Here is a 26923-nt window from a genome sequence, read left to right as displayed (position 1 = left end):
ACACTATCTTGACCCCACCCCCGTGCGGCAGGCCGGGCTAGTCCCCTGGTAGGCAGGCACGGGGAGGCGGAAGCTCGGGACAGGGGTCGTCTTGATCGGGCCGGTCTAATATAGGCAGTGCGCGCCTTTTCCGAACCATCCCCCGGGGTCGGCCGGGCCAGCCAGCTTGATTTTCTGAGCGGCCCGTTGGTTAAAAGCAGCCAGCCGGGTAACTGGTAGCTAAACCAGGGGCTGGCGCCGGTGTACGCGTTGTTGCTTAAACCATAATACCGGAATACCCAGCCCCAGGATAAAGCCCCAGTCGGCAGCAAACCGTTCCAGCCCCTCCAGCGCCAGGTCCCAGCGGCCCACGGCCAGCCCGGCCCCAACCAGCGCGGCCGCCGGCACAAAGGCCATGGCAATAAGGGGCCCCGCCTGAAAGCTGCGGCGAAAGGCCGCCAAAATCACTACGCCGGCCACGGCCCCAGTGGCCGCCAGCAGCAGCTCCATCAGCTTGGGGTGGGCTAGGTGCTGCACTTCCGAATTACCGGCCAGCTCAGCGGCCGTGGTTTCCCCGGCCCCCACCAGCGCTGCCATGGTTAGCGCCGCGGCCGCCACCAGTACGGCATACCCCGCCAGGGCCGACTCCAGGCCGCGCCGCACCAGAGACCAGTGCCGGAGCACCAGGCCCAGCGGCACTTTGGTCATGGGATCAAAGCCGGGAGCAATGATGGCTGAGGCCACGAAGGCGACGGCCTGGGGTACGGGCTCGGATACCAGGCCGATGGCCGCTACGATACCACCCAGGCCCATCAGCAGCAGGTAGTTCACGGTAATCCGGCCCTGGTGGCGCAGGCCGCTTTCCATTTCTTCCCAGATGGCCTCGTCGCGGTCATCGTCCACGGCCTCGTGCACGGCCGGGGCAATAAAGCTGGCTGCCTCGCTTGTCACCACGCTCAGGTCCCGGGGGTCAGCAACGGCGGCGCGCGCCCGGCGCAGAACTTCGTCGGCCCCGCGGTTGAGCACGTGCACGGTGAGTATGTCGCCGGCCGGCTTCACGGAAGCCCCGCGCAGCACCGTTAAGCCAATCACCGAGTCCAGGCCGACCAGCTGTTGTTGTAATCCATCCGTTATGGCGGGCGGGACCGTCAGTTCTAGCGTGCGATGCATAGTAAGGGCTGCGCGTTATGATATAAAAAAGCACCGCGACTGGGGCGGTGCCTGCTTTTCTTACGCAACAGTCAGCATACCGTTGAAAGGATAGGATCCATCCTGGCTCACCGCCGGGGCCCGCTCCGCAACCAGCCTGCCCCATCGTCGGGATGGACACACTCGTTGGATTCGCGGCCCAGCCGCTTAGGTGGCGCATAAAGTTCAGCCTGACCACCATGGCCGGGTTAACCGGGCGAATAAGTAAGTCGGGGGTAATTATTTTCTAACCCAGCGGGGAATTCTCGGATTCCCTGCCGGGACGGGCCTGGCTTGGCGCATACCGGGCCCGGCCCCAAGCACAGGTTGAGGGGTTCAGGCGGCGGGATAAGCAGGGTATTGGGAGCGGGAAAAATGCAGCCGGCAGCGGGGGTACGGAATACGTAAAAGGCCCCGAGAAAGCCTGCTGCCCCTCGCTGCCTGCTCGGCACATCCCCCACTCACTTGATTGATTTCGGTAAGCCGCCGCTACTAGTCAGCAGCCGGGCCGAAATGCTCTTGCAGCACCTGGTTGACTTTGTCGCGGGTGAGGGGCTTGGTCAGGTAGCCGTGGATGGGCAGGCCTTGCATCAGCTCCACGTCCCGGGGATTGAGGGAGGTGGTGAGCATGATGATGACGACGGCCGGATTCTCAGCTGGTGGGCGCCGGGCGTAGGCCTGCAGGAAATCAAAGCCGTTCATCAGCGGCATTTTCATGTCCAGCAGAATCAGCGCCGGGCAGGTGGGGGCTGCCGCCGGCGCGCAGTGCGTGTGCAGCAAATCCAGGGCTTCCTGCCCGTTGCCGGCCACCAGTACGGTGTCGGTGACGGCCATGCGCCGGAGCAGGGTCTGGTTAAGGTAGTTGGTTGTGTCGTCGTCGTCGACGAGCAGGGTGCACGGAATAGTGGCCATGTAGTCAGAAAATCAGGAAGCAAGGAAAGGGGGAAAGGGCTGTTCGCCCGCACCCTCGGCGTGGGGCAGGAATACGAAAAACTCGGTGCCGGCCCCCAGTTGGCTGTGGACCTCAATGCGGCCGCCGGCATTCTCGACCATGCGCTTGACCATGTACAGGCCGATACCGGTGCCCTCGACGTGGTCATGGAAGCGCTGGAACATGGTGAACAGGCGCGGCAGGTGCTGGGCTTCCAGGCCCAGGCCGTTGTCGTGCACTTCCAGCACCGTGTGGCCCGGGCGCACGTGCGCGCGCACATCCACGTGGGGCGTGCGGGCGGGATGCCGGTACTTAACTGCATTGCTGAGCAGGTTGTAGACGATGCTGCGCAGGTTCTTTTCCGAAAACTGCACGGGCGGCTGGTCCGACACGTCCACGCCGAGCCGCACGCCGGCCTCCTGCAGCTGGGGCAGCAGGTCCAGGCGCACGTCCTCGACCACGGTGGCCAGGTTGACCAGCGTCGTCACCGGTTCATGCTCCTTTTGCAGCTTGGAGACCTCCGTTAGGTGGGCAATGGTGCGCTTAAAGCGCTCTACCGCGTCCAGCATGCGGGACAGGGTGGGCCCAATCTCCGCGTCCTGGGCTACGGCCGGGGGCAGGTCCTCCTGCAGTAAAAAGAGCAGGCCCTCGATGTTGGAGATGGGAGCCTTCAGGTCGTGGGAGGCCGTGTACACAAAATTGTCCAGGTCCAGGTTGGTGCGCGTAAGCTGGGCGTTGGTGGCACCCAGCTCGGTGGTCAGGCGCTGCAGGGCCAGCTCCGCCAGCTTTTGCTCGTGCACGTCCACCACGGCCCCCACCATGCCCTCGTACTCCCCGGCGGCGCTGAAGCGGGGCAGGCCCTGGTCGGTTACCCAGCGGTAGCCGCCGTCGTGGTGCCGCAGGCGAAACAAGCAGGTGAAGGGCTCGCGCCGGCGGTTGGCGTCCAGAAAAGCGGCGCCGGCGCCGGCCGCGTCCTCCGGGTGCACGGCATTGGTCCAGCCCAAACCCAGGCCCTCGGTTAGGGTTTGGCCCGTAATGGCGTACCAGCGCGCGCTGAGGTAGGTGCACTCGCCCGCGGGGTTGGTTACCCACAGCGTACCGGGCACGTGGTCGGCCAACAGGCGAAAGGAAGTTTCGCGGGCTTCGACCACGCGCCGGGCCAGCACCTGGTCGGTAACTTCGTGGGCGAAAATCAGTACCCCGTCCACGGCGCCCTGCCCGTTGCGCCGGGCCTGGTAGGTAAAGGACCAGTAAATTTCTTCCAGGGGACCTCCCTCGTGGCGGGCCAGCATCAGGGGCAATTCCTGGGCCACGAGGGAGTCGCCCGTGTCGTACACGCGCTGCAGGTCGTCCAGCAGGGCGATGCCGGCCATTTCGGGCAGGGCTTCCAACAGGGGCTTGCCGAGCAGGGCGCGACCGGGGAAGATGCGCTGGTAGGCGGGGTTGACGAGCTGGTACACCAGCTCGGGTCCGTCAAGGATGACAATGGGGGCCGGCGCTTCCATAAAGAGCTTATGCAGCTGCTGGCGCTCGGCTTCGCGCTCCTGGCGGGCCAGCACCTGGTCCGTCACGTCGTAGGCAAAGATGGTCACGCCGGCCAGGCAGCCCTGTTCGCGGTAGGCCTGGTAGGTAAAGTTGAAGTACACGGTACGGGACGGTTGCCCGTCCGGGGGCACCACGGCGAACGGAACCTCCGTGCCGTAGTGGGTATCCCCCGTTTGGTACACGCGGTCGAGCAGGCGCACAAATCCCTGTTCCACGGTTTCGGGCACGGCTTCGGCCATCGTCAATCCCACCAGCTGGCGGCCGGGAAACAGCTGCTGGTAGGCGGGGTTCACGTACTCGAAGCGGTGCTCGGGGGCCCGCAGCAAGGCCACCAGGGCCGGGGTTTGCTCGAACACGTAGTAGAAGGCTTCGCGCTCGTGGGCCAAGCCCTGCGCCGTCGTCAGGGCCTCAGCCTGGGTGGCCAGCGCGGCCCGGGTGTGCTCCTGCACGCGGGCTTCCAGCTCCTGGTTAAGCTGCTCCAGCTGCCGGCGGGCGAGCACCTGCTCGGTGACATCGTAGGAGAAGTCCAGGACGCCGTCGACCTCACCCTGGGCGTTGCGCAAGGGGTGCAGGGAAAGGTTGAGAAACACCTGCTCCTTATCGCCGGTGCCGCGGAAGTCAAACCAGCCTTCCATTTCGTGGGCGTAGAACGGCTCGCCGGTCTGGTAGACCCGGTCAAACAAGGCCACCACCCCCAGCGCCTCGGCCTCCGGGGTGCCCTCGCGAAACGGCCGGCCCAGAAAGGTGCGGTGCGGAAACAGGCGCTGGTAGGGCGGGTTGACGAACTGATACACGTGGTCGGGGCCGTGGTAGGCGGCTACGTAGGCGGGCAGCTGCATCAGAACCTCCTGGAAACGGTGCCGCTGCCGCTCGGCCTCAGCGCGGGCGGTTTCCTCGCTGGCCTGGCTTTCGCGCAACAGCCGCTCGGCCAGGCGGCGGGCGGTGATGTCCTGCACGGACTGAATGATGAACAGCACCTGCCCCGTGGCGTCGAGCACGGGCGTGTGGCGCGGCAGCCAGTGGCGCTCGACAAACCGGCCGGGGTGGGCCCGGTCGGGCACGTCGTAGTGCTGCGGGGCCATGTCGTGGGGCCGTTTGGTGGCCAGCACCTGCTCCAGGGAGGCGCGCACGTTGGCCACGCCGTTGGCCTCGGGGGCGTCGGGGTTGTCGGGGAAGGCGTCGAAAATGTGCTGCCCCACGATTGCCGACCGCTCGGTGAGGGTCGCCGCCAGGTAGTCGTCGCTGGCGGCCACAATCACCCACGCCGGCGAGAGCAGCAGCGCGGCCCCGGGCTGGGCGTTGAAGACCGGCAGCAGATCAAGCGGGGCCGGGGCGGCAGAGCAGGAAGCGGGTAAGATCTGACCCAAGGAATCGGCCATGAATAAAAAGATAAAGCCAGTAGAATAGCCTGTACGTCACTAACCGCTAAAGTGCTGGATTGGCTGGTAACTACTCGCCCCCTGGCGCCGCATCTAAGTCCGCCCCACGGGCAACCGGTCCACCCGGAGCCACGCTTCACTTCTCCCAGGGTCCGCCACGACTGCCGTGGACCTGCTTCAGGCAGCGGAAATAAGAAGTACCTGCTGCTGGCAGGCCGCCGACCAAGCCATTGGAAACCCGGATAAGCGGAAACAACATGCCCCGCAGTTGGTTTCCTTCCCGTACGGCAGGCGGGGATGCGTTGTAAAGCTCGACAGTAGGCAGTACTTTTGGCGCGCGGCTTCCTGCTTACCGCTCGACTACCACTCGACCTCCTACTGACTACTCCGTTGGACAACCGCACTGCTGACCTGGCGCTGTCGGCTGAAATAGCCGCGTTTTCGGCTTTGCTCGCCCGCCAGGGCGTGCACGCCGCCCTGGGCTACCTGAACGGGCGCACCCCGCACCGCTACACGGGCATCTACCGCCTCGACGGGGACATACTGCGCAGCGAGGCGCTGTTTGACCGCCTGAGTCCCGACGTGCGCCTGGGCGCTGACGCCCCCCTGGCGGAAACGTACTGCTCGCTGGTGGGCCGGCAGGAGGCCCCGGTGGAAATTCTGGATGCCGCCCTGGACCCGCTGGCGCTGGGCATCGAGACGCCAGTTATCTCCTACTGCGGGGTACTTATCCGCGACCAGCAGGGCAAAGCCTACGGCACGCTCTGCCACTACGATTTGCAGCGCTGCCAGGAGCGCACCACCGATCAGCCCCTGCTGGAAGCGGCCGCGCGGCTGCTTTACCAGCACCAGCACCCGAGCCACCAGGCCTAGAGCTCCTTTCGCAGGTGGCGCTCGGCGATTGGTACATAGCAGGGCAGAAAGCTTCCGCAGCGCACGTCCTCTATCCCTGAACGGGTATGAATTTCACCGGGCAGGGATCGCCTTCCTATGCGGATGGTTGCCGCCGGCTAAAGTCGCCAGAATCCCTTCCAATGACTACTTGATCCGTTACCGCTGCCTAAGTAGGAAGGCTGATAAGGCCGATAGAAAGACGGGTAAGTACCGCCCGAGGAGCACGGGTACCGGTACGCGGTGCCCGGTTGCGGATGGAGTTGCGGCAATTAAGGATAAGACGATGTGGAAAGAGCGCCATCAAGGCTACCGGAAGCCCCGGGCCCGGAGCAGGTCCGCGTTTGAGAGCCGGAGCTTGACGTGACGCCCGCCCCCCTTTTCGTATACCTCCACGATCAGGTTTTTCTGGTCGGGAATGGTGAACTTCCGGAACACGTACACCTGGTCCAGCTTGCCCCGGGCCTCAATCTTCGTAAGGTGGCCCCGGTGGACGTAGGTTGGCGCGACTTCAATCGCCTGCTCGGCCGTGCGCTTAGCAACCTTCCTGTCCTGAATGTAGAACTTTACGAAGTCCACGTCATAGGTCACGTTCGAGCGGTTAGCCAGGTGCAGGGGGAAAAACAAGGTTTCCTGCTCGTAGCGGACGCTGCCGACGCGCACGCGAAGCTGGTTTTTTGTTTCCCGGGCCGCCGCGCCGCCGCGGGCCAGCGCCTGCCGGGCGTAGGCTTCCAGGTTGCCCTGGGGGATGGGCGTGTTCGACAAAATGGCCGCGCTGCTGCCCCCGGCCCGGGCCGCCGGATTGGTTGCCGCACTCAGATCCAGGCTCAGCACTTGAGGGTCGCGCTGGTAGCTTATCCCGAACATATACAGCTGCCCCCCGGAGGTTAGCACGGTCATGTTGGTTTCTGTCAGCTGGCTGCGGGCCGCTTTCACGCGCACGATGTTGTCCGCCCCGGTGGCTTTGGCCGCGAGCACGCCCGCATGGCCCAGGTCCACATACGTAACCGGGTAGGGAAACACGAGGTGGGTGGTTTTCTGGTCGGAGACGGCCAGGGGCAATACTGGGAGATGGCCGGGCCCGGTGCCCGCGCCGGGGGCGCCCAGATCCAGACCCAGCCACTGCGGGTTGCGCTGGTAGCCCACCACAAACGAGTACAGCTGGCCGCCGGCCGTCAGCACCGTCATGTTGGTTTCGCTTAGGCCCCGGCCCGCCGCCTTGACGCGCACGATGTTTTCGGAGCCCGTGGCCTTGGCGGCTATCAGCCCCTCGCTGCCCAGGTCAACGTAGGTTACGGGCGCGGGAAAAACCAGATGGGTCGTTTTCTGATCCGAGACAAAGAGCGGGTAGGTCGGCAGCGTCGAGACGGCCGTCCCGGCCCCGGACCGGGAAGCGGCCAGGGTTGTAGACTGGGCCCGGGCCGAAGCCAAAGCCAGGCTCAGGGGCAGCACCCAGAGGGCAAAAACACGTTTCATCAGGAACTTAGTTATCGATCTTTAACAGGAGGCGGTAGCCGGCTTTCAGGCGCACTTTAACCAGGCGGATTTTCTTTTGCCCCAGCCCCTTCACCGCGCTGACCGCGAGGCCGGCCGCCGCCATGGTGGGGTCGGCGCTTATAGTCAGGGCATCGGCGGCATTCAGGCCCTCCGCGCCGGCCTGCTTGGCCGCGTCCCGGGTAATCGCGCCCGGGATATAAAGCCCCGCCAGGCCATCCATGTCGTAGACTTCCAGCGCCGCGGGAAAGACGCGGTTACCGGTTTTCAGCGTTTCAATGCTGATGCTGAGCCGCTCCCCGGCCAGGCTGCACTTGCCGTAGATAAAGGTGTTGGCCGGTAGGGGGTGCCCGTTGACGACGGCTGGTTCCGTCAGGCGCATTTTCACCAGCGAGCCGCTGACTACTTCCTGCGATTCGTGAATGACGGCCGGCAGCGTGTTGGCATCCTTTGGGTCTGCCCGGTTGTCGTCGAGGCCCGAAAACGAAGCTGTCCGCCCGTGGCCGGCCCCGTTCGAGCCCAGGCGCGACACGACGGCGTCCTCGTCGACCACCTTAACTCGGGTGCGAACTTTTTTCTTTGGCGCGGCCACCGCCGGCGCGGCCACCGCCGGCGCGGCCGGCCGGGCGGCTTCTCCCCCACCGCTCGGGCTTTGCGCCAGCAGCTGGGCCAGCTGCAGCTGCGCATCTTTCTCGGCCAGCTCCCGCTCGTGCTGGCTGCGCAGCAGCTCCAGCTGCTCCTGCGCAGTCAGCGCGCCGGGCGGGCGCTGCGCTGGCCCGGCCGGGCCGGGGGCGCTTCCCCCGGTGAGCTGGGCCTGCTGGGCGGCAATCAGCTGTTGCTGGGCCTCCACCACCGACTTAACCGCGGAGCCGTTGGGGCCGGGCTCACCGTCGGCGCTGATTGCGTAGGAGAGGCCTAAGCCCGAAGCGGTATCGATGCGCGCGTGGACCAAGCCCCGGTTGCGCAGCGTGTCAAGCGGGCTGGCGTAGGCTTCGAGCTTGCTGGTGGTGATCGAGCCGTTTTCGGCGGTAGGCAGGTTGGTATTAAAGCCGGAGGGCCCGTTCTGGGCCTCGGCGGGTGCCCCCTGGCCGCCCCCACCCAGGTAGAACATGACGGCTAAAAAGGGGACGCCCACCACCGGTAAAAAAGTGGCCATCTTGCGGCGGCGCAGAAAGTGCGCGTCGTGCGGTTTGATTTCCATCGGACGGGGCTTAGCGGGGCTGGGTGCTGAGGTCGGCGTTGTTGAGCACCCGCCAGTTTTCCATCAGGAAGCCGTGAGGGTTGTTTTCCGAGCGCGTCACGTCGCGCAGGGAGCACTCGGACACGAAGTTGCGGGTGGTGACGGAAGTTGCCCGGATAACGCGCTGATGGCCGTAGCACCGGGCTACCAGGGGGCGGGAGTTGGTTATTACCACGCTGTCCACAATCATTTCCAAGCTGATGTTGGCGGCAATCAGGTCGTTGTAAAAGCCTTTCTCCCGGAAGTTCTCGTACTGCCGCCGGGCGGAGTTATCGGCCAGGTATAAAGCCTTGTCTACGTTGCTGTCTATCGCTTTCTGGTCGGGGTCGAGGGTGAAAAACAGCTCGTGGAAGCGCGTGACGTGGCTGCGGGCCTCGACCGGCCGGTTGGCCCGGGCATCCCGGGCGCCGGCGGTGAGCAGCTGCCCTCCTTCCAGGACGTAGATGCGCTGGGCCGCGGCATTCATGGTTTGAAAGGCGAAATAGGCAATCGCGCCGGCCAGCAGCAGCACGGCCCCAATGAAGACCAAGGCCAGGGTTTTAACCTGCTGAAAGGCGGAATCAATAGTTTTCAAGGACGCAAACATGCCCGTTGGGATAAGTGAGAGGATAGAAGCGAGAGCTGCTTAGCCCCGCCGGCGGTTAAGGCGCTCCCGCACGGCCGTGCCGGCCCGGTAACCCAGGTACTCGCCCCGGGTCATGTTGCTGGGGCCGCCCATTCCGGCCAGGCCATGCCCCACCCCTACTGCGCTTCCCAAGACATCACCCCCCGTCCGCACTCCCGCTCCGCTTAGGGCCCCGGTGAAGCCGGCCGTGCTGACGGTGGTTGAGGAAATAAACCGCGTGGCGGCCCGCCCAATGTCGGAGCCGTCAATGAGCATATCCGCTGCCTTGGGCACAAACAGGTAGCCCGCAATGGCCAGCACCAACATGCACAGGTAGGCGATATCGGCCGATTCCACACTGCCACCGGCCTGCAGCTGCCGGATGTTTTCGTGGAGCATGGTTACCTGCACATGAGCCAGCACCGCGGCGTAGATGTTGGCTACGGGTACCCACAGCGAAATCGTGAGGAAGTAGCTGAACCACTTTCTTATTCCTCCTCCAAAGCCCGGGATGATGGCAATGCCGAAGGCCAGCGGACCGGCGACGCTGAGCAGCACCAGCAGGAAGGTGGAGATAAGGCTGATGGCCAGCTTGGCCGCCAGGGCGCCCAACTCCAGAATGGATTTGGTCCACTCCCGGAAGTTTTGGCCTACCGAGTACTGCACCTGATTCATAGCCAGACTGGCCTTGCGATCTAAATCAAGTGCACCAAGGTTCGCTAAGTCTTCCTCGTACTTCTGGTTGATCTGCATATCAGACTTGGCTTTGGATTCTGCTGCCAAGCGGTCTCGCTCTATGGTAAGTCGATTGACTTCCCCCAATTGCCCGAGTCGAATAGCATCGGTACCCTGAGCCACTGCCATTGTAATGCCGCGCAGTCCAGAGCAGAGAGGTACAAACAACAGAATGGCTAATCCGATGGCAAAAGGCCTGAGAAGCGGAAACAGGTCTATGGGTTCGGCCCGGGCAATGTTGCCCCACACCTTGCTGCTAATGAACAGCAGGGCCCCAATACCCCCAATGGCACGGCCTAGGTTAATAAACTGCGCCGTAAACGTGAGCATTTCCGTGTAAATGGCTTCGAGCTTCTGCTCATATACAGCCATGTTCAAATCAATAGCGGTGGGGTCCATGAATGGTCGACTAGATGAGTAAGAAGGACATAAAAGCTGCGAGGTCTAGGGTACATAGTGTTCGTTGTGGACATTGGACAAGCGCCGTTTAGCTCGCTCCAAAATGTTGGTTTCCTTGGCAGCTAATTCCCCTACCATTTTCAGCTGCGCAGGGTCTTGGGATCTGGCCTCATCGAGTTGGTCCAACACCTGCAGATTACTTTGGCTCTGCTGCACGAAATCGGCGAAGCGCTGCTGGGAATCCCTTATGTGGGATGGGCTCAACTTCTCAGACCCAGTGAGGGCGCTAAGCAGGGCATTGTATTCTTTCTGATGGGCCAGCAACTGCTCATGCTGTTGGCGGATGACTGCCACCCGAGGATCAGGCTTCACAGATGCCGAATTACAGCCAGCTAGTAGAATACTGAGGGCTAGAAAAATGGTAGTTTTCATAGGTCGTAAACGCTAGAGTGAATAAGTTACCGGGCCGTCATAAGGGCACGCATGGCTTCCCTGTCCTGCACCTGCTGGGCCCGCTGCTGGGCAATGGCCCGGCACTTGTTGCTGAAGTAGTTCAGCAGGTGGTGCTGATCAGCGATGCGGTCAGCGATGTTGTCGATGAACTCGATGCGCTCCGGGTCGGTCATCTTGGCGTTGCCCGCGCTGAGCACCCCGGCCAGCTCACTCAGCAAGCCGATGTTTTCCTGCAGAATGCCTTGGTACACTGTCGAGGCTTCGCGGAGCTGGGCCGGCGAGAGCTGTTGGGCGCGCAGCTCCGGAAGGACAGTTGAGAACTCGCTGATCATCTGGCTCTGGTGGGCGTAAATCTCACGCACCCGGCGGTAGTGGCGCACCCCGCTGCTGATTTGCAGCAGGCTGCTGTACCACTGGTCATGCAGCTGCTGGGTTTTGTCCATAATACCCTTAATCTGGCCGCTGACGACTTTCATGTCGCCGGCCAGCTTCTTGCCTTGTCCCAGCAGCGTGGTAGAAACGCCCTGATGCATAACCTGCTTGCGGGCCTGGCTTTCCGCAATCGGAGCCGAGATAACCGACTGGGCATAAGCCGGAGCAGCGGACAGGGCCAGACCCAACGCAAGAATCTTGGTGCTTGCTTTCATGGCGAAGAGGGGAATACGTGCGCGGCAGAATTAGCGGGCCCCCATCAGGGCGTTAAGGGCCTGGGCGTCCTGCGCCTTCTGTTCGGCCAGGTGCATCTGCACGAAGTTGCGCTGGGTGTAGTAGTTGATTAAGCCCAACTGGTCGGATATTCTGGCGTCCAGCTTGTCGATGAAGCGCATCCGTTCCGCATCCGTCATTTTAAGCAGGGCGGGGCTGACAATGGTCTGTAGGTCCTGCAGCGTGGTGGCGCTTTCTGCCAGCAGGTTGGTGTACACGACCGTCATTCGCGAAAGCTGCTCCGGCCTGACGTAGGGGGACTGGCGCAGCGTTTCGATGGCCGTGGAGTAGGTTTGGATGATGCGTCCCTGCTTTTCAAACACGGACTGCACGCGCCGGTAGGTCCGCACGGCGGAGCTGACCTGTAATAGCCCCTGGTACCAGGTCTGGGATAGCTGCAGGTTTTTTTCTGAGTAGATCCTGGTCAGCTCCTGCTCCTTCACGCCGGCTTTCACCAGCTCGTTGGCGGCTTTGGAAAGACCCTTCATGGTGTTCTGCAGGCTGGTCTGCACGCCCGACTGCATCTCCAGCACGGGAGCGCTTACGACCAACTGGGCCGAGGCATTGGAGGTAGTAAGCGCCAGGATAGCCAGGGCCAGGAGGGTGATTTTTGCTTTCATGTTGGCACTGTGGTTGTAATCAGCAGATTCAGCTCTCCCGCAGCTCGGCGGCAAATAGCTTGATGGCCGTAGCCATGTCCCCGGTCTGCCTGAACTTTTCCAGCCGCCGCACTTTTTCGGTTTCCTCGGTGGTGTAGGTCACGTACTCTTCCTTGGACACCTCCAGGGCGTACACTTTCGACACGACCCCGCCTAAAGAGATGAACACTTCCGTGTAGCGGCCCCGCGCGGCCTTGTTGTCGCGGTTGATGCTCAAGACCAGGTCCTTTTCCTTGGGCGTAAGCGAGAGCAGGGCCTGGATCTCGTCGAAGCGGCCCTGAAACTTGCGCTGGTCGAGCAGGATCTTGCAGTCCGAGTTGTTGAGGATGGCGTCCTTGACGATCTCGTTGCCGATCAGGTCGTCAATCTCCTGGGTTACCACAATGGCCTCCCCGAAAAACTTGCGCACCGTCTTGAACAGGTACTTGATGTAGGCGGCCATGCCGGCCGTGGTCAGCGCCTTCCAGGCCTCCTCAATCAGAATCATCTTGCGCACCCCCTGGAGCTTGCGCATCTTGGAGATAAAGGTTTCCATGATGATAAGGGTGACCACCGGAAACAGGATGGGGTGATCCTTGATGTTATCCAGCTCAAAGACGATGAAGGGGGCCTGCACCAGATCCAGCTCCCGCTCCGAGTTGAGCAGGTAGTCGTACTCTCCGCCCCGGTAGTAGGGACTGAGCACGTAAAGGAAGTTGTCGAGGTCGAAGTCCTTCTCGCGTACCCGCTCCTCTTCCAGCACCCTTCGATAAGAGCTTCGGACAAACTCGTAGAACGTGTTGAAACTGGGCCGGATATGCGGGTTTGCTTCAAGCATTACATAGTACAAACTCACGGCCGTGGACAGGGACACGTACTCCGACTGGCTGACCGTCTCCTCATCCTTTTTCCAGAGCGCCTGCAGCAGGGTCTTGATGCTTTCCTTTTTCTCTACGTCCAGCTGGCCCGAGATCAGGAAGGGGTTAAAGGCAATGGGCTTATCCTCCTCGTAGGTGAAGTACACCCCGCCCACGAGCTCACACAAACCCTGGTAGGAATTGCCGGTGTCCACCAGCAGCACGTGGGCGCCCTGCTCGTAGTACTGGCGCACCATGTGGTTGGTAAAAAAGGACTTGCCCGAGCCCGAGGGGCCTAGCACAAACTTGTTGCGGTTAAAGATCACCTGCCGCTTCATGGGCTCATCCGAGAGGTCCACCAGCACGGGCCGGCCGGTCAGGCGGTCGGAAAGCTTGATGCCCTTGGTGGCTGCCGTGCTGCGGTAGTTGGTTTCGCAGGCCCAGAAGCAGACAGCCTGCTCGATAAAGGTGTAGAAGGTTTCCTCGGCGGGAAAGTCGCCGGCGTTGCCCGGGATGCCGCCCCAGTAGAGCGCGGCGATGTCCACTGTGTTTTGCCGGGGCTTGCAGTTCATGGCGTTAAAGGCGGCACTAACCAGCTTGCGCACCTCGCCGAGCGCGTCCTCCCTGGGGGACCAGGTGAGCACGTTGCAGTGCACCCGCACCGGGCGGCGCTGCTGGGCCAGGAGCTCCTGTAAGTACGCGTTGTAGTACTCATAATTGAGGGCGTTCTGCCGGGAGTACAGGGAAAGGGAGCGCAGCCGGTCCTTTTTCTGCTCAAAGGTCCTGACCGTCTTCTGGGTGTTATCCAAAAACAGGTACTGGTTCAGGATGTGGTTACAGCCCAGCAGCAGCCCCAGGGGCGCGGCAAAGGAGATGGGAAAGTCGGAGTGCTCGGTGCTGTAGGGCTCGTAGCGCACGTCAGTTTCCACCGATGGGGGCAAGTCATCGAGGTTGGCTACGGAGAACAGCTGGCAGTACTCCGCCCCCACCTTCAGGCCCGAAGTTAAATCCAGGTCCACCTGCCGGGCCTGGTCGGAAAAATCCAGGGACAGGTACTTTTCCAGCAGCCCGGCCTTTTCCGCCGTGCCGGCCAGCTCATCCGAGGTAAGCCGGCGGGCCCGGATAAAGGGGGCGTTGGCGGGCCCCGCTCCTTCCAGCGTCCGCACGAACTGGCCAACAGAGTCAAAAAAGCTTTCCAGCACCTTCGGATCGAGCATGTCCCGGGGCACAATGTGGCGGCGGGCCAGTAAGCCCGAGGTGCTGCGCCAGGTGGGCCGCTCCGACGAGCACTTGGTGATCAGCAGGTAGCAGCAGTGGTTGAGGAAGGGCCGCTCGTGGAAGTGGCGCTCGTAGGCCGCGGAGAGCAGCGTGCGTTCGCCCTCGCAGCCCGGGGCATACTTGTCCTCCACAAACCAGTCCTGCTTGTGCACCACGCAGTGGTCGGGCAGCAGGCGCACGGCCTTGACCAGGGCCGACTGCAGCAGGGCGTAGTCGTCCCGTGAGAGGGTGAAGATTTCCGGCAGCTCCAGCTGGAAGGCCACGGTCACGTCGGCATTCTTCGAGATGAGGCAGTCCTTTTCCACCTTGTAGATGGGCTGCTTGGACTCCAGGGAAGCGGAGGGCAGAACCTTGGTGCGCATAAGCAAATGAAAGCACCCACCCCGGCCACTAGGCGCGGCCGGCCGGGTCCTGGTTGAGGCGTTGAAACAGGCGGCTGCGGCGGTTGGTGATGTAGCGGGGCGCGGCGCGCCGGGCCGCCGCCTTCATCAGCCCGTGCTCGCCAAAGCGGCGGTTCAGGGCATACACCCCGGCCCAGAGGGCGCCCCCGGCCAGCAGGGTGAGCAGCGTGATCAGCAGCAGGGGCACGCCCGCCAGGTAGCCGGTCACCAGCAGGGCAAACCCCAGCCCGATGCCGGCCACCAGCAGGTAGATGTTGCCGGCTACCAGCCCCTTGAACTCCACGGGCTTGTTGATGCCCCGGTTTAGATCGTAGACGGGCATAACCGAGGCGCTTACAGAAAAAACGAGCGCACCACCGTGGCCACGATCACCAGGAAAATCATGGACCCAAACCACGACACGGCCGTTTTCTGGGTGTCCTGGTCGCCGGAGTTCCACTTGCTGTACACCTTGATGGCGCCCACCAGCCCCAGCACGGCCCCGATGGCGTACATCAGGCGGGTGAGCGGATCGAAGTAGCTGGTCACCTGGGTGGTGGCATCCTGAATACCGGCCGTGCCGTTGCCGCCGCCGGTTTGGGCGTAGAGCAGCTGGGAGCTGAAAACCAGGGCCAGGAGGGCCAGTGAGGCGATAAGAGGCTTCTTGTTCATATCGAGCGGAAAGGATGGTAGGGGAAAGCAATAAGGCCGGGGCTAGAGCTCGTCCGCCCCGAAGAGGGCCGCCAGTTCGGCCTGGTACTGATCCAGGTGCTGGGCCATCTGCGCCGCCAGGCAGGTGCCTTGCAGGGCCGGCGGCATCGGCGGGTGCTGGCCCGCCTGCAGCAGGGCGATGTAGTCGCGGACTGACTCGGCGGCTATCAGCTGGGGCGCCGGCTCCACCGCGATAATATCCCGGGGCGAGGCCACCGGCTCATCAAACGAGGCCAGCGGCTCATACCGGCTCCGGGCGGTTTCCAAGACGGCGGGCGCGGGATTCACTTCCTCGGGCAACTCGACCACTGGTTTTCGGACTAGATCAGCTAGCCGTTCATCAACCTGGTCGGCTTCTTCCCGGGGAGGTTCGTCCCCCATCGGCGCGTCCGGTTGGCCAGCGCTGGCGGCTGCCGAGGCCTCCAAGTTCTCGGCCGCGCTGGCCCCTTCCTCGTAATCGGTAGCCATCGCAGTTGAAGGGGGCAGCTCACCGGCTACAACTGGCTCGGTAACCGCGGGCAGGTTTTCGGCCGCGCCCTGCTCTCTTACTGAGGCCATCCCCGCAGCAACCGGGGGTTCCCCGGCATCCGGGGCGGCCGGGGCAAAGGCCGAAGTCGGGCGCACCAGCGGGAGTGGCGCCGGCGGGTAAGTCGGGGGGCGGCGCCCGCGATTACCGAAATTCCGCAGGGAGGTGAGCTCCGCCCGGTAGTACAGCAAGCCGACTACCCCGTAGTAGAGCAGGAGCAGAACCAGGATAAACAAGCCAAACTGGCTCCAGGAGTACGCGCTGAGCATGGGCAGGAAACAAGCGTGGCACCCCGGGTCAGCCGACCCGAGCGTGAACGTGTCAGATCAGGGGTTAACTGGTGCAAACCTATCAGAGGCCCTTACCCGGTCAGCAGAAAGTTGACGAGCGGCCGGAAATGGCCGGCGAGGTGCAGCACCCCTACACCAACGGCCGGACCGCTTAGCTTGCTTTGTGGCAGGGTCGCTGCGGCGGGCCCTCCCCGGCGCGCGCCCCTACTTGCCGCTTGCCCTTCTCCCCAGCACCAACCTGACCGTATAAGGGCCCATGAAACGACCTTATATCATCTGTCACATGATGTCCTCCGTGGACGGGAAGATCCTCTCGGCCAACTGGCGGGACGAAGAGCTCACCCAAACCTTTGCCGGCTACTTTGAAAAGTACCACGTTACTTTTCCCAGCCAGGCCTGGATGTGCGGGCGCATCACCATGGAGCGCGACTTCTCCGGCGGGCTGGCTCCAGAGCTGCTGCCGGCCCCGCATCCCATTGCCCGGGAACCCTTTATCGGGGATGCCAACGCCACCTCCTTCGCCATTGCCGTTGATGCGAAGGGCAAGCTGGGCTGGGAAAGCAATTCTACCCACGGCGACCACCTGGTCGAAGTGCTGACCGAGCAGGTCAGCGACGAGTACCTGTACTACTTGCAGCGCCGGGGGATCTCTTACTTGTTTGCCGGGAAAACCGACATTGATTTCGCCTCGGCCCTGCACCAGTTAGCGGCGCTCTTTCCCATTGAGACCCTCATGCTCGAGGGTGGTGGCCACCTGAACGGTTCCCTGCTGAACGCCGGCCTAATCGACGAGCTCAGCCTGCTGTTGCTGCCCATTGCCGATGGCACGCCCCACTCCCCCACCACCTTTGAAGTCAGCGACTACCTGCCCCAGGGCCCGGCTACGCGGCTGCACCTGCAGCAGGTCCAGCAACTCGATAACGATGTCGTCTGGTTGAAATACCGGTTTACCGCGGCCTGAAAGCCGTCAAGCCCCGCGCCCGTACGGGCGCGGGGCTTGACCTTCGCTTCCCCCTGAGCTTGCCTGACGCAAGGGGAAAGCAAGCCTCTGCTCCCGGCGTTAAACAAGCCCAGAAACCTTACTGGGCGGCAAAGCGAAATGCGGCGGGCGAAAGACCGGTTTTGCTTTTAAAGAGCCGCGAGAAATACTGGGGATACTCAAAGCCGAGCTGAAACGCCGTTTCGTTGATGGACAGGGAGGTTGTCAGCAGCAGCTGTTTGGCTTGCTCAATCAGGGCCCGCTGCAGGTGCTGCTGGGTGCTTTCCCCGGTAAGAGCGCGCAGCATGTCGCCCAGGTAAGCGGGGGACACGAGCAGGGCGTCGGCGAAATACTGCACCGTGGGCAGGGACGGCTCACCCTCCCGCCGGAAGTAGGCAGTTAACTCCGCCTCGAAACGGCTGAGCAGGTCGTGCTCGGCCGTGCGCCGGGTTAAAAACTGCCGGTGGTAGAAGCGGTTGGCGTAGCTGAGCAACACCTCCAGCTGCGCTACCAGCACGTCCTGGCTGAAGGCGTCAATGGGCCGCTCGTATTCCCGCTGAATTACGAGCAGCAAGCTGTCGAGCAGGGCTTCTTCCTGGGCCGAGACGTGCAGGGCCTCGTGTACGTGGTAGGAAAAGAACCCGTACCCGTTGATCTTCTGCCCCAGGGGGTACTTGCGCAGCAGGTCGGGATGAAACACCAGCATCCAGCCGCTAAGCCGGGAAATATCCAGGCTGGCATCCAGGGCGCTTACCTGCCCGGGAGCCATAAAGCCCATAACGCCCTCGCCGAAGTCGTAGGACTGATACCCGTAGCGCACCTTACCCTGAAAATTCTTTTTCAACCATACGGTGTAGAACTGCTGCTGCAAGGGCGGCAGGTCGGCGGGTAGCACGTTGTGCCGGGTCTGCTCCAGGTCGATGAGCGTGAGCAGGGGATGGGCCGGCGCCGGCAGGCCACAAAGCCGGGTGTAATCCGTAACGGTGCGGAGTACCCGCATATCCTGGGATACTTTTTTCATGGGACGGGCACGCTCGTGCGGGCAGGGAGGATGAAAAAAATGGCCGCCCCGGGCCTGGCGCCAGGCCCGGGGCGGCCGCTAGTAGGTGGAAGGTACGCTATTGAGCAGCATCCGGCCTGGCACCCTTGCGCGCGGGCTTAGTACGCGGCACCGGCCGTGCTGCCCACGGGCAGGGTGGCATCAATCTCCGCCAGCTCCTGCGGGCTTAGGCCAATGCTGGCCGCTGCCACGTTGGCTTCCAGGTAGGACACGCGCTTGGTGCCGGGGATGGCAACCACCCCCTGGGCCAGTACCCAGGCCAGCGCCAGCTGGGCGGGCGTTACCCCCTTGGCCCGGGCCAGGTGTTCCAGCTTATCCACCAGCTGCCGGTTCCGGGCAAAGTTTTCGGGCTGGTAGCGCGGCATGTGGCGGCGGAAGTCACCGCCGTCCAGGTCGTCCAGGCGTTTGATGGCCCCGGTCAGAAAGCCCCGACCCAGGGGCGAATAGCCCACGAAGCCAATGCCCAGCTCCCGGGTTAGGGCCAGCACCCCGTCGGCTTCTACGCCCCGGTCAAAAAGCGAATATTCGGTTTGAATGGCCGTCAGGGGGTGCACGGCGTGGGCCCGCCGGATGGTCGCCACCGGTACTTCGCTTAAACCCAGGTAGCGCACCTTGCCGGCCTGCACCAGCTCGGCCATGGCGCCCACCGAGTCCTCAATGGGCACGCCAGGATCCGGCCGGTGCATGTAATACAGGTCGATGTAGTCGGTTTTGAGGTTGCGCAGGGAGCGCTCAACCGCCTGGCGGATGTACGCGGGCTGGCCGTTGATGGCCAGGCTGGGGCTAAGCTGCCCGGCCGCGTCAATCTCATAGCCGAACTTGGTGGCAATCAGGTAGTGCGCCCGCTGGCCAGCTATGGCCTTGCCTACCAACTGCTCGTTGAGCAGGGGGCCGTAGAGGTCGGCCGTGTCCAGGAAGTTCACGCCCAGCTCCCGGGCCCGGTGAATGGTGGCAATGCTCTCGGCTTCGTCGGCCGGACTGTAGATGGTCATGCCCGCTAGCGTGGTCATGCCCATGCAGCCCAGGCCTTGAATGGGAACCACGAGGCCCTGGCGGCCCAGGGCCACGGTATGGATGCTGCTCATATCCTTGTTGTAAGGGAAGGTGAAAAAGAAAACGTAACTGCTGGCAAAGGTCGGCGGCTGGCTTCCCTGGACTTGTATACAAACCGCAGCTTCTGCAGCACATATCGCGCCTTCCCCTCCCCTACCCGACCATGTAGATCCGGCTTTTCAGCTCTTCCCGGCAGGAGCGGCTGACCGGCACGCAGCTGGTGCCCAGCTCCACGCAGCCTTCCTCGTAGGCCTGCACGTGGTCCAGGTTGACGATGTAAGAGCGATGAACTTTCAAAAACTGGGCGGGCAGCTTCTCCGCCAGCTTTTTCAGGGTGGAGTCAAACACAAACTTTTCCCGCACCGTGTGCAGACGCACGTAGTTCTGCAGGGCCTCGAAGTACAGAATCTCTCGGAGCAGCACCTTCACGTAGGCGGCCTCCTTGCGCACGAACAGATAGTCCCGGAGCTGGGGCCCGGGCCCTGCCGCCGCGAGAAGCTCCGGGCGCGAACCGGCCGGCCGGGACAACACCTGGAGCGCTTCCTCATTACGAGTCACCGGCTCCAGGGCCTGGTAGCCCAGCCGGGTTAGCAGGCGGGTAATTTTGTCGGCCGTTACAATCTCGTCTTCAACTATGAGGATGGTAGACATGGTTGGGTTGTGGGGGAAAGGATACGCAATGGATTCAGGCGCGAAGCACTTTTCTGCCCGTGCCGGGGCTGGCGGCTGTTCCCCGCCCGCTGGCCTCATTTATAGCACTCCGCGGCGCCCCGAGCAGGAGCTTGCTTTGCAGCGCCCGGTTCCGGGCAGCTGCACGGTGAGGGGGCCGGGGCACGCCGGGGTAAGCCGGCGGCGGAAAGCCGGCGCGCTAGGGATGTGGAGGGCTGGAGCAGCCGGGGACGCGAGCCGGGCGGCGCCCGGACGCAGCGGGGGCCGGCTAGGTGAGCGGGAGTCCGGCGGGCCCGGGTGGGCCGGCTTCTGCCCGGCCAGGGGGCAGCGGGCAAGTGGCTGGAAAAAGCAAACACAAACTTCCAGAGCGCGGGAAGCTGGGGAAGGCAAGCAGGAGCATACTACTTCGTTTGGGGAATGGAAGGACCATTCTCGCAACAAACAAATGCCGGCTCTAACAGCGGGGGCAGGGTGGCCAGACCGCCAGGAAGAGAGCCGGAATACCCTGCCGACCGGCGGGCACGGAAGTCCCGGGCGGGCGCGGGGCTACTTCACTTGGGGTCAATGTGCCAGAGATCTGCCCCTACGTGCGAGGGCATTCGTCTCCAGTCGTAGCGGGCAAGTATCCTGACTTGTGCCATTATAGTCGGCCTTCTCACCCCTTCAGGGCAATGGCGCGGTAGTTGACTATAACTGGGGGGCACTTACAGTTGCGCGACAGTCCGTGAATCACACACGGTTCCTTTTTAATCCCGGAATTACCCGGAAACCACACTACGGCAATTGAAGATTGCAAAGAACATGGGATGCGGCGTATACGCGGCCTGATTTCCTCCGGTTGCCGGAAAAGTTCCTTTGCAGCCCCCTAGGGCCCTTTTTTGCCGCCCGGGTGGCCGCCAAACAAAGCAGCCCAACTCCGGTGGCGCTGGCGCACAAGGAGTTGGGCTGCAATTTTTTAGGCTTGCGCTGGCGGGCCGTTTCCCCGCCGGACACGAATGGGGCCGGGCCGCCGCAGAAAGCCAGGAAGACCCCGGCTTGCGCCCCTCTCCCCTACCCTGCGGGCCCCGGGCGGCTTGCGCGGTTCCCGGGCCTTATTTCTTGGGCGCCATCATCTGGCGCAGCTGCTTTTTCATGGCCTTCAGGATCTGCGCCTCGTGCTCGGCCCGGAAGCGGTTGAGAATGTTGTGGATGATGTCGGGGGCTGAAGCCCCACTGCCCAGGATAAAGCCCAGGTTGGTAAAAAACTGCTGGTGGTCAGCCGTGATGCGCAGGGTTGTCCCCTTCTTTTCCGTGGAGGGCACGAACAGGGAAGCCAGGTCCAGCTCGCCCGGAGTTACCGGGAGCAGGGGCTCGGCCGGGGCGGCCTCGGCTTCCGCCAACTCGTCCTTGTCCTCGTCTTCCTCCTCGTCCTCCGGCTCGGGGGCCGCTACGGCCGCAGGAGCCGGGGTCTCCTGCCCTCCCCTGGCCGCCGGCGCGGCTTTGCCCGAAACCCGGGCGGGGGCCGGCTTTTTCGGCTCGGGCTGGCTTGCTGCCGCCGGGGCGGGCTCAGCCGGGGGGGCAACGGCCACCGGGGCCGGTACTGGGGCCGGTTCTGGGGTGGGCAGGCGGGGCGCCTCCCCCATCAGGCTGAAAGCCGCTACCCCGGAGGTAAGGGCGGCAAGTTCGCGCTGGCGCCGCTCGGCCGCGGCCTCTTTCGATTCTGGTGTTTTCTTGGCCATGGGAACAGTTATTTCGCGTTATCGTCCAGGGTATCCGCCGCTACCGCAGTGGGCTGCTCATATTCCACCGGAGTGAAGTTGATGGTCTTGCCGGAGGGCGTGACGCTGCCTTTACCTTCCACCAGGTCCAGAATCTCCGTTATCAGGCTGCCGAGCCCAAGCTTGCCGAGCTCCTTTTCCGGCATGGGGAACATGGTGGAGCGCTTGTCCTTGATGCTGACCAAAGACTCCACCCGGCTGTTGAGCAGCGGGTAGCCCTTTTCCCGGAAAAGCTCGGCCGTCTTGGTGTAAACCGTGCGCTTCTCCGCCTTCAGGAATTTATTCCAGAAGGCATAGAAGCCCACCAGGTTGGACTCGGGGCGCTGGGCCTGGGTGAAGTTGCCCAGGATGTGCATGTAGGACATGGTGGAGGCAATGGTGCCCATGTCCGGCTCCATGGGCAGGAAGATATACTCCACCCGCTCCAAGAGCTCGCTTAAGCCGGCCACGTTGACGGTGCCGGGGGTATCGACCAGGATAAAATCAAACTCCTTTTCCGCCAGCGTATCGATGGCTTCCACCGCTTTCTCCATGCTGGAGATAGCGATGGGATACGGGGTAACCCCCTGCTTGATAAGGCGCTCCTGGAAGGCCACATCGGACTGCAGCTGCTGCTGCTCGTGGTGGCGGTAGGCGTGCAGGGTGTTCTGGGGATAGTCGCAGTCCAGCATGGCGACCTTGTAGCCGTACAGGTAGCAAAGCGCGGAGGCCACGTGCGTGCCGATCGTTGACTTCCCCGCCCCTCCTTTCTGAGTGGCGAAGGCAATAACCCGGGGTTGTTTCATACGGAAGCTAAGGTGAAGAGCAAAAGAAATGATGCGAGCCGTAATAACGCAATGTGCTATTTGAAGCATTGCTTCAAAGCAATATTGAAGCGCTATCGTGTCGAAGCAAAGAAGCATAGCTTTACTGCTTCTTTGCTGCAATAATATTTTGAAGCACCGCTATAATGCTTCAAATGTATAGTGAAGCATTAACAAAATGAAGCGTTGAAGCAGAATAATTATGAGGCAGGGATACAGATCTTCAGCGCACCGTTGATACTGTGAAACTACGTTATAACGAAGCATTGCTTCATTGTCTTTTTAGAAGCAATACTTCACACCATCTATGAAGCGTTGCTTCAAAGTTTCAACAAATTTATGAGACGATACTTCTCTGTTTTTTTGAAGCATAGATTATTTGAAGCAATGAAACAAAGGATTTATGATATGTTGGTTTATTGAAGTGTTGAAGTATTGATGCATATACCCAATGAAGTATTGATGCATTGTAATGTAGATTCATTATGTCAATGCTTCAATGAAGCAAAGCAACATCGAAACAATGAAACATATATTTCGAATACAAATAATCGCTAACAGTGATAAGCTGAAGCGTTGAAGCAGAGAGCCGATGAAGCACCAATTAACCTGGTAGCACGAATGACAAGTTGTATTCAATGCCACTAACTAGTAGCATTGAAGTAATGAAGCACTGAAGCACATCGAATTTGGCTTAAAGGTTTCGCTCCTGAAAAACTGAAAGTACCGACTCGGACATATCACGAATTAATCTTCAGTGATATATTGAAGTTTTGAAGCAATGAAGCATATGTTACTAGGTTGAACACCTGGTTGTATGGCTTCTATGGTTAGCTGCCGTAGCCGTGAGCGCTGGATAAAGCAAGCCATGTCGTTGTGTACACAAGGACATGGCTTGCTTTATCCAGCGCTTACCAGAGGGAGAAATGGGGCAAAGCAGCCTTTTAACGGATTTTTCCGTAGGGTAGCGGCGTGAACCCACGTAACTGATATGAGCGTCGAAGCTAAGCCTGAAACGGTAGAAGTAAACCGCGACCAGCAGATCCACTTCCGGGTAACTGCAGCTGAAAAGAAAGCCATTTCGGCCAGGGCGGCCGCGGCCGGCTACCGGAAAGTATCCGATTATCTCCGGGAGCTGGGAATGGGAGCCCCGGTCAAGGAAGCCATGCCGGCGGAGCTGCGCCGCCAGCTGGTGGGCCTGGGGACCAGCCTTCATCAACTAGCCCACCTGGCCCAGACCGGTCAGGCCTTCCGCGCCCACGAAGCCGAGCTGCGCCAAGCCCTTTCCTTGATTCGACGCTGCCTAGTATGATCGCCAAAACGGTAACGGGCAAAGACTTTGAAGGCGCCCTCACCTACGGAGCCGGCCTACGGTCGGGGAGGGAGAAAACACCTGGGGAAGCGCCCCTCCTGGTGGTAGCCAATGTTATTCCCGGCAGCCCCCAGGAGATGGCGCGGGAGATGCAATCGATCGCGGGCCTGAGCAGAAAAATACGCAAGCCCGTGTGGCACACCGTGCTCTCCTGGAAGGCAGGGGAGGTGATCAGCCAGGCGCAAAAAGTAACGGCCGCCCGCCGGTACTGCGAGCTGATTGGCGCCCCCATTGACCGCCACCAGGTAGTCGTATACGAGCACCGGGACAAGCAACACGCCCACATTCACATCTACCTTAACCGGGTGCCCGTTGACGGTGGGCCGGCCCTGCGGACCAACAATAATTACTACCGGCAACCGGGTATTGTCCGGCAAATAAGTCAGGAGCTGGGCCTGCAGCCCTTGCCGGAGCGCCGCCGCCGCCAGGAGCTGGACCCCAAAAAAGCCGCGTTGCGCGAACAGGTACGGCAGATGCTAGGGGAGATTTTCAGCCGGCCCGAGAGGGGAGGGGAGCAGTGGCTGAAAGCCCAGCTGCACCCGCGCCGGGTGCAGGCACGCTTCCGCCATGACCGGGGCGGGATCCTGCGCGGGGTCAGCTTTGAGGTGGAGGGAGTACGCGTCAGGGGGCAGGAGGTGGGCTTCCCAGCCGCCCGGCTGCGGGAAGTGTTACGGCCAGCGGCCGCCCGAGAGCGGGCAGTGGCCCCGCCGGCCGGGACCACCCCTTCGCTCAAGCCCTTGGCGCAGAACCGCAGAAAAGGGCCGCGGTTATAACCAACAAAGCCCCCGCCGGGAGCGGGAGGCTTTGTTGGCTGGTGTCGGCTGCCGAGCGCCAGGCCCCGGTGGCTAGTCGCGGTCGATACGGTAGAGGCGCCCCTGGTCGGTGATGGCATACAAGGCCCCATCCGGGCCCTGGGTGAGGTCGCGGAAGCGCTGCCCTTCCCCGGCCAGCAGGCGCTCTTCGCCCACTACCCGGTTGTTGCTGATCACCAGGCGCACGATGTGCTGGCCGCTGAGGGCGCCGATAAACAGGTTGTTTTGCCATTCGGGCACGCGGCTGCCCGTGTAGAAGGTCATGCCGCTGGGCGACACCACCGGGTCCCAGTAGTAAACGGGCTGCTCCAGGCCCGGGCTTTCCTGGAGGCCACTGCCCACCGCCTGGCCGCTGTATTCCAGGCCGTAGGTAATAGTAGGCCAGCCGTAGTTGGCCCCCGCCCGCAAGCGGTTGATTTCGTCCCCGCCCCGGGGGCCGTGCTCACTTTGCCAGGCCTCCCCGGTGACGGGGTGCAGGGCCAGCCCCTGGGGATTGCGGTGGCCCAGGGAAAAAAGCTCGGGGCGGGCCCCGGCCTGGGTAAATACCGGGTTGCCGGGCGCCGGCTGCCCCTCCCGGGTGATGCGCAGGATCTTGCCCAGGCCGGACGCAACGGCCTGGGCCTGGGGCCGGGTAACCAGATCAGACCGTTCGCCGGTGCTCACCAGCAGGTGACCCATGCGGTCAAACACGACGCGCCCCCCGTAGTGAAGGGTTCCCTCGTAGGCGGGCTCCGCCCGGTAGATAACCCTTACCTGCTCCATGGTACGGTCGTTGTCGGCCAGGCGGCCCTTGGCGATGGCCGTCAGGTTGCCCCCCGGGCGGGCCTCGGAAAAGGACCAGTACACCAGCCGGTTGGTGGCAAAGTCCGGGTCCAGGCACAGGTCCAGCAGCCCGCCCTGCCCGGCGGCGTTTACCGGGGGCAAGCCCGTAATGGGCTCACTTACCGTACCGGAGGCAGAAACCAGGCGCAGGCGGCCGGCTTTCTCGGTAACCAGCAGGCGGCCATCGGGCAGCGCCGTGATGCCCCAGGGGTTGGCTAAGGATGAAGTGATGGCCGCGGCCCGGTAGCGGGTGGTGGTCGTTACCCCGCCCACCCGAGTCTGCCCCGCAACGGCCGGGCGATAAGAAGCATTGGGGGCCTTGGTTTCAACCGGTTTCCCGGTGGTAGGGGGAGCAGGGGGAGCAGGGGTAGAGTCGGGAGCGGTATCCCCCGGGCGGGAGCACGAAAGCCAGGTAAGCGAAGCGGCCAGGGTGAACATCAAACGGTATTTCATGCGCGGTGTTTTTGGTGGGCGGCAGGCAGCGGGCGGTTGCCCCTTGTCTCAGAACGTAAAGGCCTGGGGAAAGGGGGTAAAATGCTCGGGTGGGCAGGCACGTTTTCTTAAAACCTAGGGCTGCTTTGGTTGCCTTAAAGATCTGCGCGGCCTTGCCCTTCGCGACGGGCGCCCTAGCCCTGGTCCGGGGTGCCCAGGGGCGAGCCACCTCGGTTGGAGGCAGTACTTAGGGTCCCTGCTGCAGGAAACCGGTTTATCCCGGGCGAAATTCGCCGATGTGCCACAGAATGCCGGAGGGGTCCTGCACGAAGCCCTCCTTGCCCCAAGCTTCCTGACGGACCGGTAGAAGGCGTACGCCCTCGTACTGACTAGGTAAGTCCAGGGCGGTTAGTTGCGCCCAATACTGCTCAACATCCGCTACTTCCAAAAACAGCATCGTGTTATCAACCCAGTCTTGCAGGTAGTAATCCTGCAGGTAAAAGCCTACGCCCTGGAGGGAGAAATACGACATAGCTGGGGAGATAACCAGTTCGGTGAAACCGAAGGCGCAGTAGAAACGCCGTGACACGGCAAAGTCTTTGGCTCCGATAAAGGCACGGATGGAAAGGACTGGTGAGGGCATGATGGCAGGGGATTAAGATGCTGACGGAATACGGCCTGCAGTACCGGGCAAGATGAAGCTTCTTGGCCAGACATGAGTTAAGGGGCGCTGACAATAACTTTCTGGTTTGGCACACCATCTACCACAACGGCCCGCCTGGGTGCGGCGGGGCCGTACGCCGGGAAAAGTCTGCGCAGGGGCAAAGCACTCGGAAAGGGAGGGGGGAGTACACGTTCAGCCCGGGCGATGCCCGTGCCGTCCTACCCGCCTTGCCGGGTAAGCCGCGCCTGAGTTAGCCGACCAGAGGGGTTGAATGCCC

At 62.4% G+C, this 26923-nt stretch carries 25 protein-coding genes and 1 riboswitch; of the genes, 4 read left to right on the top strand and 21 right to left on the bottom strand.

Annotated features, from left to right (window positions below):
- Nucleotides 1-219: 219 nt before the first annotated feature.
- The 3 genes from ACYVHC_RS18130 to ACYVHC_RS18120 all read right to left on the bottom strand — a co-directional run bounded on the left by ACYVHC_RS18130 (nt 220) and on the right by ACYVHC_RS18120 (nt 5022).
- Nucleotides 220-1149, bottom strand: coding sequence for a DUF389 domain-containing protein (locus tag ACYVHC_RS18130; RefSeq protein WP_460615207.1), 930 nt, complete (start codon nt 1147-1149; stop codon nt 220-222).
- 510 nt (nt 1150-1659) lie between these two features.
- The gene (locus ACYVHC_RS18125) at nt 1660-2079 is read right to left on the bottom strand and encodes a response regulator (protein ID WP_460615206.1); all 420 of its coding nucleotides are present in this window, start codon (nt 2077-2079) and stop codon (nt 1660-1662) included.
- A gap of 12 nt (nt 2080-2091) precedes the next feature.
- Nucleotides 2092-5022, bottom strand: coding sequence for a PAS domain-containing sensor histidine kinase (locus tag ACYVHC_RS18120; RefSeq protein WP_460615205.1), 2931 nt, complete (start codon nt 5020-5022; stop codon nt 2092-2094).
- 390 nt (nt 5023-5412) lie between these two features.
- Between ACYVHC_RS18120 and ACYVHC_RS18115 the strand changes: the two genes are divergently transcribed.
- Nucleotides 5413-5895: a hypothetical protein gene (locus ACYVHC_RS18115; protein ID WP_460615204.1), complete on the top strand. Its 483-nt coding sequence runs from the start codon at nt 5413-5415 to the stop codon at nt 5893-5895.
- A 327-nt stretch (nt 5896-6222) separates the two neighbouring features.
- Here ACYVHC_RS18115 and traN read toward each other — a convergent pair whose 3' ends face one another.
- The 11 genes from traN to ACYVHC_RS18060 are packed head-to-tail and all read right to left on the bottom strand — an operon-like array spanning nt 6223 to nt 16202.
- Complete coding sequence (gene traN, locus ACYVHC_RS18110; RefSeq protein ID WP_460615203.1) at nt 6223-7389, bottom strand: conjugative transposon protein TraN; 1167 nt, start codon at nt 7387-7389, stop codon at nt 6223-6225.
- Nucleotides 7390-7396: 7 nt separating this feature from the next.
- Nucleotides 7397-8608 carry a conjugative transposon protein TraM gene (gene traM, locus ACYVHC_RS18105; protein WP_460615202.1) on the bottom strand — a complete coding sequence of 404 codons (1212 nt, stop codon included), beginning with the start codon at nt 8606-8608 and terminating at the stop codon, nt 7397-7399.
- 10 nt (nt 8609-8618) lie between these two features.
- Nucleotides 8619-9221, bottom strand: a complete 603-nt coding sequence (gene traK, locus ACYVHC_RS18100; RefSeq protein ID WP_460615201.1) for a conjugative transposon protein TraK — start codon at nt 9219-9221, stop codon at nt 8619-8621.
- 51 nt (nt 9222-9272) lie between these two features.
- Nucleotides 9273-10385, bottom strand: coding sequence for a hypothetical protein (locus tag ACYVHC_RS18095; RefSeq protein WP_460615200.1), 1113 nt, complete (start codon nt 10383-10385; stop codon nt 9273-9275).
- 45 nt (nt 10386-10430) lie between these two features.
- On the bottom strand, nt 10431-10817 hold the full coding sequence (locus ACYVHC_RS18090) for a hypothetical protein (RefSeq protein ID WP_460615199.1): 387 nt from the start codon (nt 10815-10817) through the stop codon (nt 10431-10433).
- Nucleotides 10818-10843: 26 nt separating this feature from the next.
- Entirely contained in the window at nt 10844-11485 is a 642-nt protein-coding gene (locus ACYVHC_RS18085) for a hypothetical protein (RefSeq protein WP_460615198.1), read from the bottom strand.
- Nucleotides 11486-11515: 30 nt separating this feature from the next.
- Nucleotides 11516-12163, bottom strand: a complete 648-nt coding sequence (locus ACYVHC_RS18080) for a hypothetical protein (RefSeq protein ID WP_460615197.1) — start codon at nt 12161-12163, stop codon at nt 11516-11518.
- Nucleotides 12164-12191: 28 nt separating this feature from the next.
- Entirely contained in the window at nt 12192-14678 is a 2487-nt protein-coding gene (locus ACYVHC_RS18075) for a TraG family conjugative transposon ATPase (protein ID WP_460615196.1), read from the bottom strand.
- Nucleotides 14679-14706: 28 nt separating this feature from the next.
- Nucleotides 14707-15039: a DUF4133 domain-containing protein gene (locus ACYVHC_RS18070; protein ID WP_460615195.1), complete on the bottom strand. Its 333-nt coding sequence runs from the start codon at nt 15037-15039 to the stop codon at nt 14707-14709.
- Between the two features lie 11 nt (nt 15040-15050).
- On the bottom strand, nt 15051-15368 hold the full coding sequence (locus tag ACYVHC_RS18065) for a DUF4134 domain-containing protein (protein WP_460615194.1): 318 nt from the start codon (nt 15366-15368) through the stop codon (nt 15051-15053).
- 42 nt (nt 15369-15410) lie between these two features.
- Nucleotides 15411-16202, bottom strand: a complete 792-nt coding sequence (locus ACYVHC_RS18060) for a hypothetical protein (protein ID WP_460615193.1) — start codon at nt 16200-16202, stop codon at nt 15411-15413.
- 277 nt (nt 16203-16479) lie between these two features.
- Here ACYVHC_RS18060 and ACYVHC_RS18055 point away from each other — a divergent pair, with 277 nt between their 5' ends.
- Nucleotides 16480-17184, top strand: a complete 705-nt coding sequence (locus tag ACYVHC_RS18055; RefSeq protein WP_460615192.1) for a dihydrofolate reductase family protein — start codon at nt 16480-16482, stop codon at nt 17182-17184.
- A gap of 118 nt (nt 17185-17302) precedes the next feature.
- Here the strand turns inward: ACYVHC_RS18055 and ACYVHC_RS18050 are convergent, their stop codons facing one another.
- From ACYVHC_RS18050 to ACYVHC_RS18030, 5 genes are all read right to left on the bottom strand, one after another.
- Nucleotides 17303-18223, bottom strand: coding sequence for a helix-turn-helix domain-containing protein (locus ACYVHC_RS18050; protein WP_460615191.1), 921 nt, complete (start codon nt 18221-18223; stop codon nt 17303-17305).
- A gap of 137 nt (nt 18224-18360) precedes the next feature.
- Nucleotides 18361-19347 carry an aldo/keto reductase gene (locus ACYVHC_RS18045; RefSeq protein ID WP_460615190.1) on the bottom strand — a complete coding sequence of 329 codons (987 nt, stop codon included), beginning with the start codon at nt 19345-19347 and terminating at the stop codon, nt 18361-18363.
- Between the two features lie 121 nt (nt 19348-19468).
- The gene (locus ACYVHC_RS18040; protein ID WP_460615189.1) at nt 19469-19966 is read right to left on the bottom strand and encodes a response regulator transcription factor; all 498 of its coding nucleotides are present in this window, start codon (nt 19964-19966) and stop codon (nt 19469-19471) included.
- Nucleotides 19967-20584: 618 nt separating this feature from the next.
- A riboswitch (cobalamin riboswitch) is annotated at nt 20585-20774 on the bottom strand.
- 301 nt (nt 20775-21075) lie between these two features.
- Nucleotides 21076-21702, bottom strand: a complete 627-nt coding sequence (locus ACYVHC_RS18035; RefSeq protein WP_460615188.1) for a hypothetical protein — start codon at nt 21700-21702, stop codon at nt 21076-21078.
- An 8-nt stretch (nt 21703-21710) separates the two neighbouring features.
- Complete coding sequence (locus ACYVHC_RS18030; RefSeq protein WP_460615187.1) at nt 21711-22526, bottom strand: ParA family protein; 816 nt, start codon at nt 22524-22526, stop codon at nt 21711-21713.
- Between the two features lie 1009 nt (nt 22527-23535).
- Between ACYVHC_RS18030 and ACYVHC_RS18025 the strand changes: the two genes are divergently transcribed.
- Nucleotides 23536-23856 carry a MobC domain-containing protein gene (locus ACYVHC_RS18025; protein ID WP_460615186.1) on the top strand — a complete coding sequence of 107 codons (321 nt, stop codon included), beginning with the start codon at nt 23536-23538 and terminating at the stop codon, nt 23854-23856.
- On the top strand, nt 23853-24689 hold the full coding sequence (locus ACYVHC_RS18020; RefSeq protein WP_460615185.1) for a relaxase family protein: 837 nt from the start codon (nt 23853-23855) through the stop codon (nt 24687-24689). Before ACYVHC_RS18025 ends, ACYVHC_RS18020 begins: the two co-directional genes overlap by 4 nt.
- Before the next feature lie 72 nt (nt 24690-24761).
- On the opposite strand, the gene ACYVHC_RS18015 is transcribed toward ACYVHC_RS18020, so the two are convergent.
- On the bottom strand, nt 24762-26003 hold the full coding sequence (locus ACYVHC_RS18015; RefSeq protein ID WP_460615184.1) for a PQQ-dependent sugar dehydrogenase: 1242 nt from the start codon (nt 26001-26003) through the stop codon (nt 24762-24764).
- A gap of 253 nt (nt 26004-26256) precedes the next feature.
- The gene (locus tag ACYVHC_RS18010; RefSeq protein WP_460615183.1) at nt 26257-26625 is read right to left on the bottom strand and encodes a VOC family protein; all 369 of its coding nucleotides are present in this window, start codon (nt 26623-26625) and stop codon (nt 26257-26259) included.
- Nucleotides 26626-26923 lie beyond the last annotated feature (298 nt).

The organism is Hymenobacter seoulensis, assembly GCF_054780535.1.
This window is presented reverse-complemented; position numbering and strand designations above follow the sequence as displayed.

Excerpts from the sequence above, each read along its gene's own strand:
- ACYVHC_RS18070 (WP_460615195.1), bottom strand. The coding sequence starts at position 15,039 with ATGCCCGTCTACGATCTAAACCGGGGCATCAACAAGCCCGTGGAGTTC.
- ACYVHC_RS18010 (WP_460615183.1), bottom strand. The coding sequence starts at position 26,625 with ATGCCCTCACCAGTCCTTTCCATCCGTGCCTTTATCGGAGCCAAAGAC.
- ACYVHC_RS18065 (WP_460615194.1), bottom strand. The coding sequence starts at position 15,368 with ATGAACAAGAAGCCTCTTATCGCCTCACTGGCCCTCCTGGCCCTGGTT.
- ACYVHC_RS18125 (WP_460615206.1), bottom strand. The coding sequence starts at position 2,079 with ATGGCCACTATTCCGTGCACCCTGCTCGTCGACGACGACGACACAACC.
- ACYVHC_RS18050 (WP_460615191.1), bottom strand. The coding sequence starts at position 18,223 with ATGAAAAAAGTATCCCAGGATATGCGGGTACTCCGCACCGTTACGGAT.
- ACYVHC_RS18045 (WP_460615190.1), bottom strand. The coding sequence starts at position 19,347 with ATGAGCAGCATCCATACCGTGGCCCTGGGCCGCCAGGGCCTCGTGGTT.
- ACYVHC_RS18035 (WP_460615188.1), bottom strand. The coding sequence starts at position 21,702 with ATGGCCAAGAAAACACCAGAATCGAAAGAGGCCGCGGCCGAGCGGCGC.
- ACYVHC_RS18120 (WP_460615205.1), bottom strand. The coding sequence starts at position 5,022 with ATGGCCGATTCCTTGGGTCAGATCTTACCCGCTTCCTGCTCTGCCGCC.
- ACYVHC_RS18090 (WP_460615199.1), bottom strand. The coding sequence starts at position 10,817 with ATGAAAACTACCATTTTTCTAGCCCTCAGTATTCTACTAGCTGGCTGT.
- ACYVHC_RS18015 (WP_460615184.1), bottom strand. The coding sequence starts at position 26,003 with ATGAAATACCGTTTGATGTTCACCCTGGCCGCTTCGCTTACCTGGCTT.
- ACYVHC_RS18085 (WP_460615198.1), bottom strand. The coding sequence starts at position 11,485 with ATGAAAGCAAGCACCAAGATTCTTGCGTTGGGTCTGGCCCTGTCCGCT.
- ACYVHC_RS18025 (WP_460615186.1), top strand. The coding sequence starts at position 23,536 with ATGAGCGTCGAAGCTAAGCCTGAAACGGTAGAAGTAAACCGCGACCAG.
- ACYVHC_RS18060 (WP_460615193.1), bottom strand. The coding sequence starts at position 16,202 with ATGCTCAGCGCGTACTCCTGGAGCCAGTTTGGCTTGTTTATCCTGGTT.
- ACYVHC_RS18095 (WP_460615200.1), bottom strand. The coding sequence starts at position 10,385 with ATGGACCCCACCGCTATTGATTTGAACATGGCTGTATATGAGCAGAAG.
- ACYVHC_RS18075 (WP_460615196.1), bottom strand. The coding sequence starts at position 14,678 with ATGCGCACCAAGGTTCTGCCCTCCGCTTCCCTGGAGTCCAAGCAGCCC.
- ACYVHC_RS18020 (WP_460615185.1), top strand. The coding sequence starts at position 23,853 with ATGATCGCCAAAACGGTAACGGGCAAAGACTTTGAAGGCGCCCTCACC.
- ACYVHC_RS18055 (WP_460615192.1), top strand. The coding sequence starts at position 16,480 with ATGAAACGACCTTATATCATCTGTCACATGATGTCCTCCGTGGACGGG.
- ACYVHC_RS18130 (WP_460615207.1), bottom strand. The coding sequence starts at position 1,149 with ATGCATCGCACGCTAGAACTGACGGTCCCGCCCGCCATAACGGATGGA.
- ACYVHC_RS18030 (WP_460615187.1), bottom strand. The coding sequence starts at position 22,526 with ATGAAACAACCCCGGGTTATTGCCTTCGCCACTCAGAAAGGAGGGGCG.
- traM (WP_460615202.1), bottom strand. The coding sequence starts at position 8,608 with ATGGAAATCAAACCGCACGACGCGCACTTTCTGCGCCGCCGCAAGATG.
- traN (WP_460615203.1), bottom strand. The coding sequence starts at position 7,389 with ATGAAACGTGTTTTTGCCCTCTGGGTGCTGCCCCTGAGCCTGGCTTTG.
- ACYVHC_RS18040 (WP_460615189.1), bottom strand. The coding sequence starts at position 19,966 with ATGTCTACCATCCTCATAGTTGAAGACGAGATTGTAACGGCCGACAAA.
- ACYVHC_RS18080 (WP_460615197.1), bottom strand. The coding sequence starts at position 12,163 with ATGAAAGCAAAAATCACCCTCCTGGCCCTGGCTATCCTGGCGCTTACT.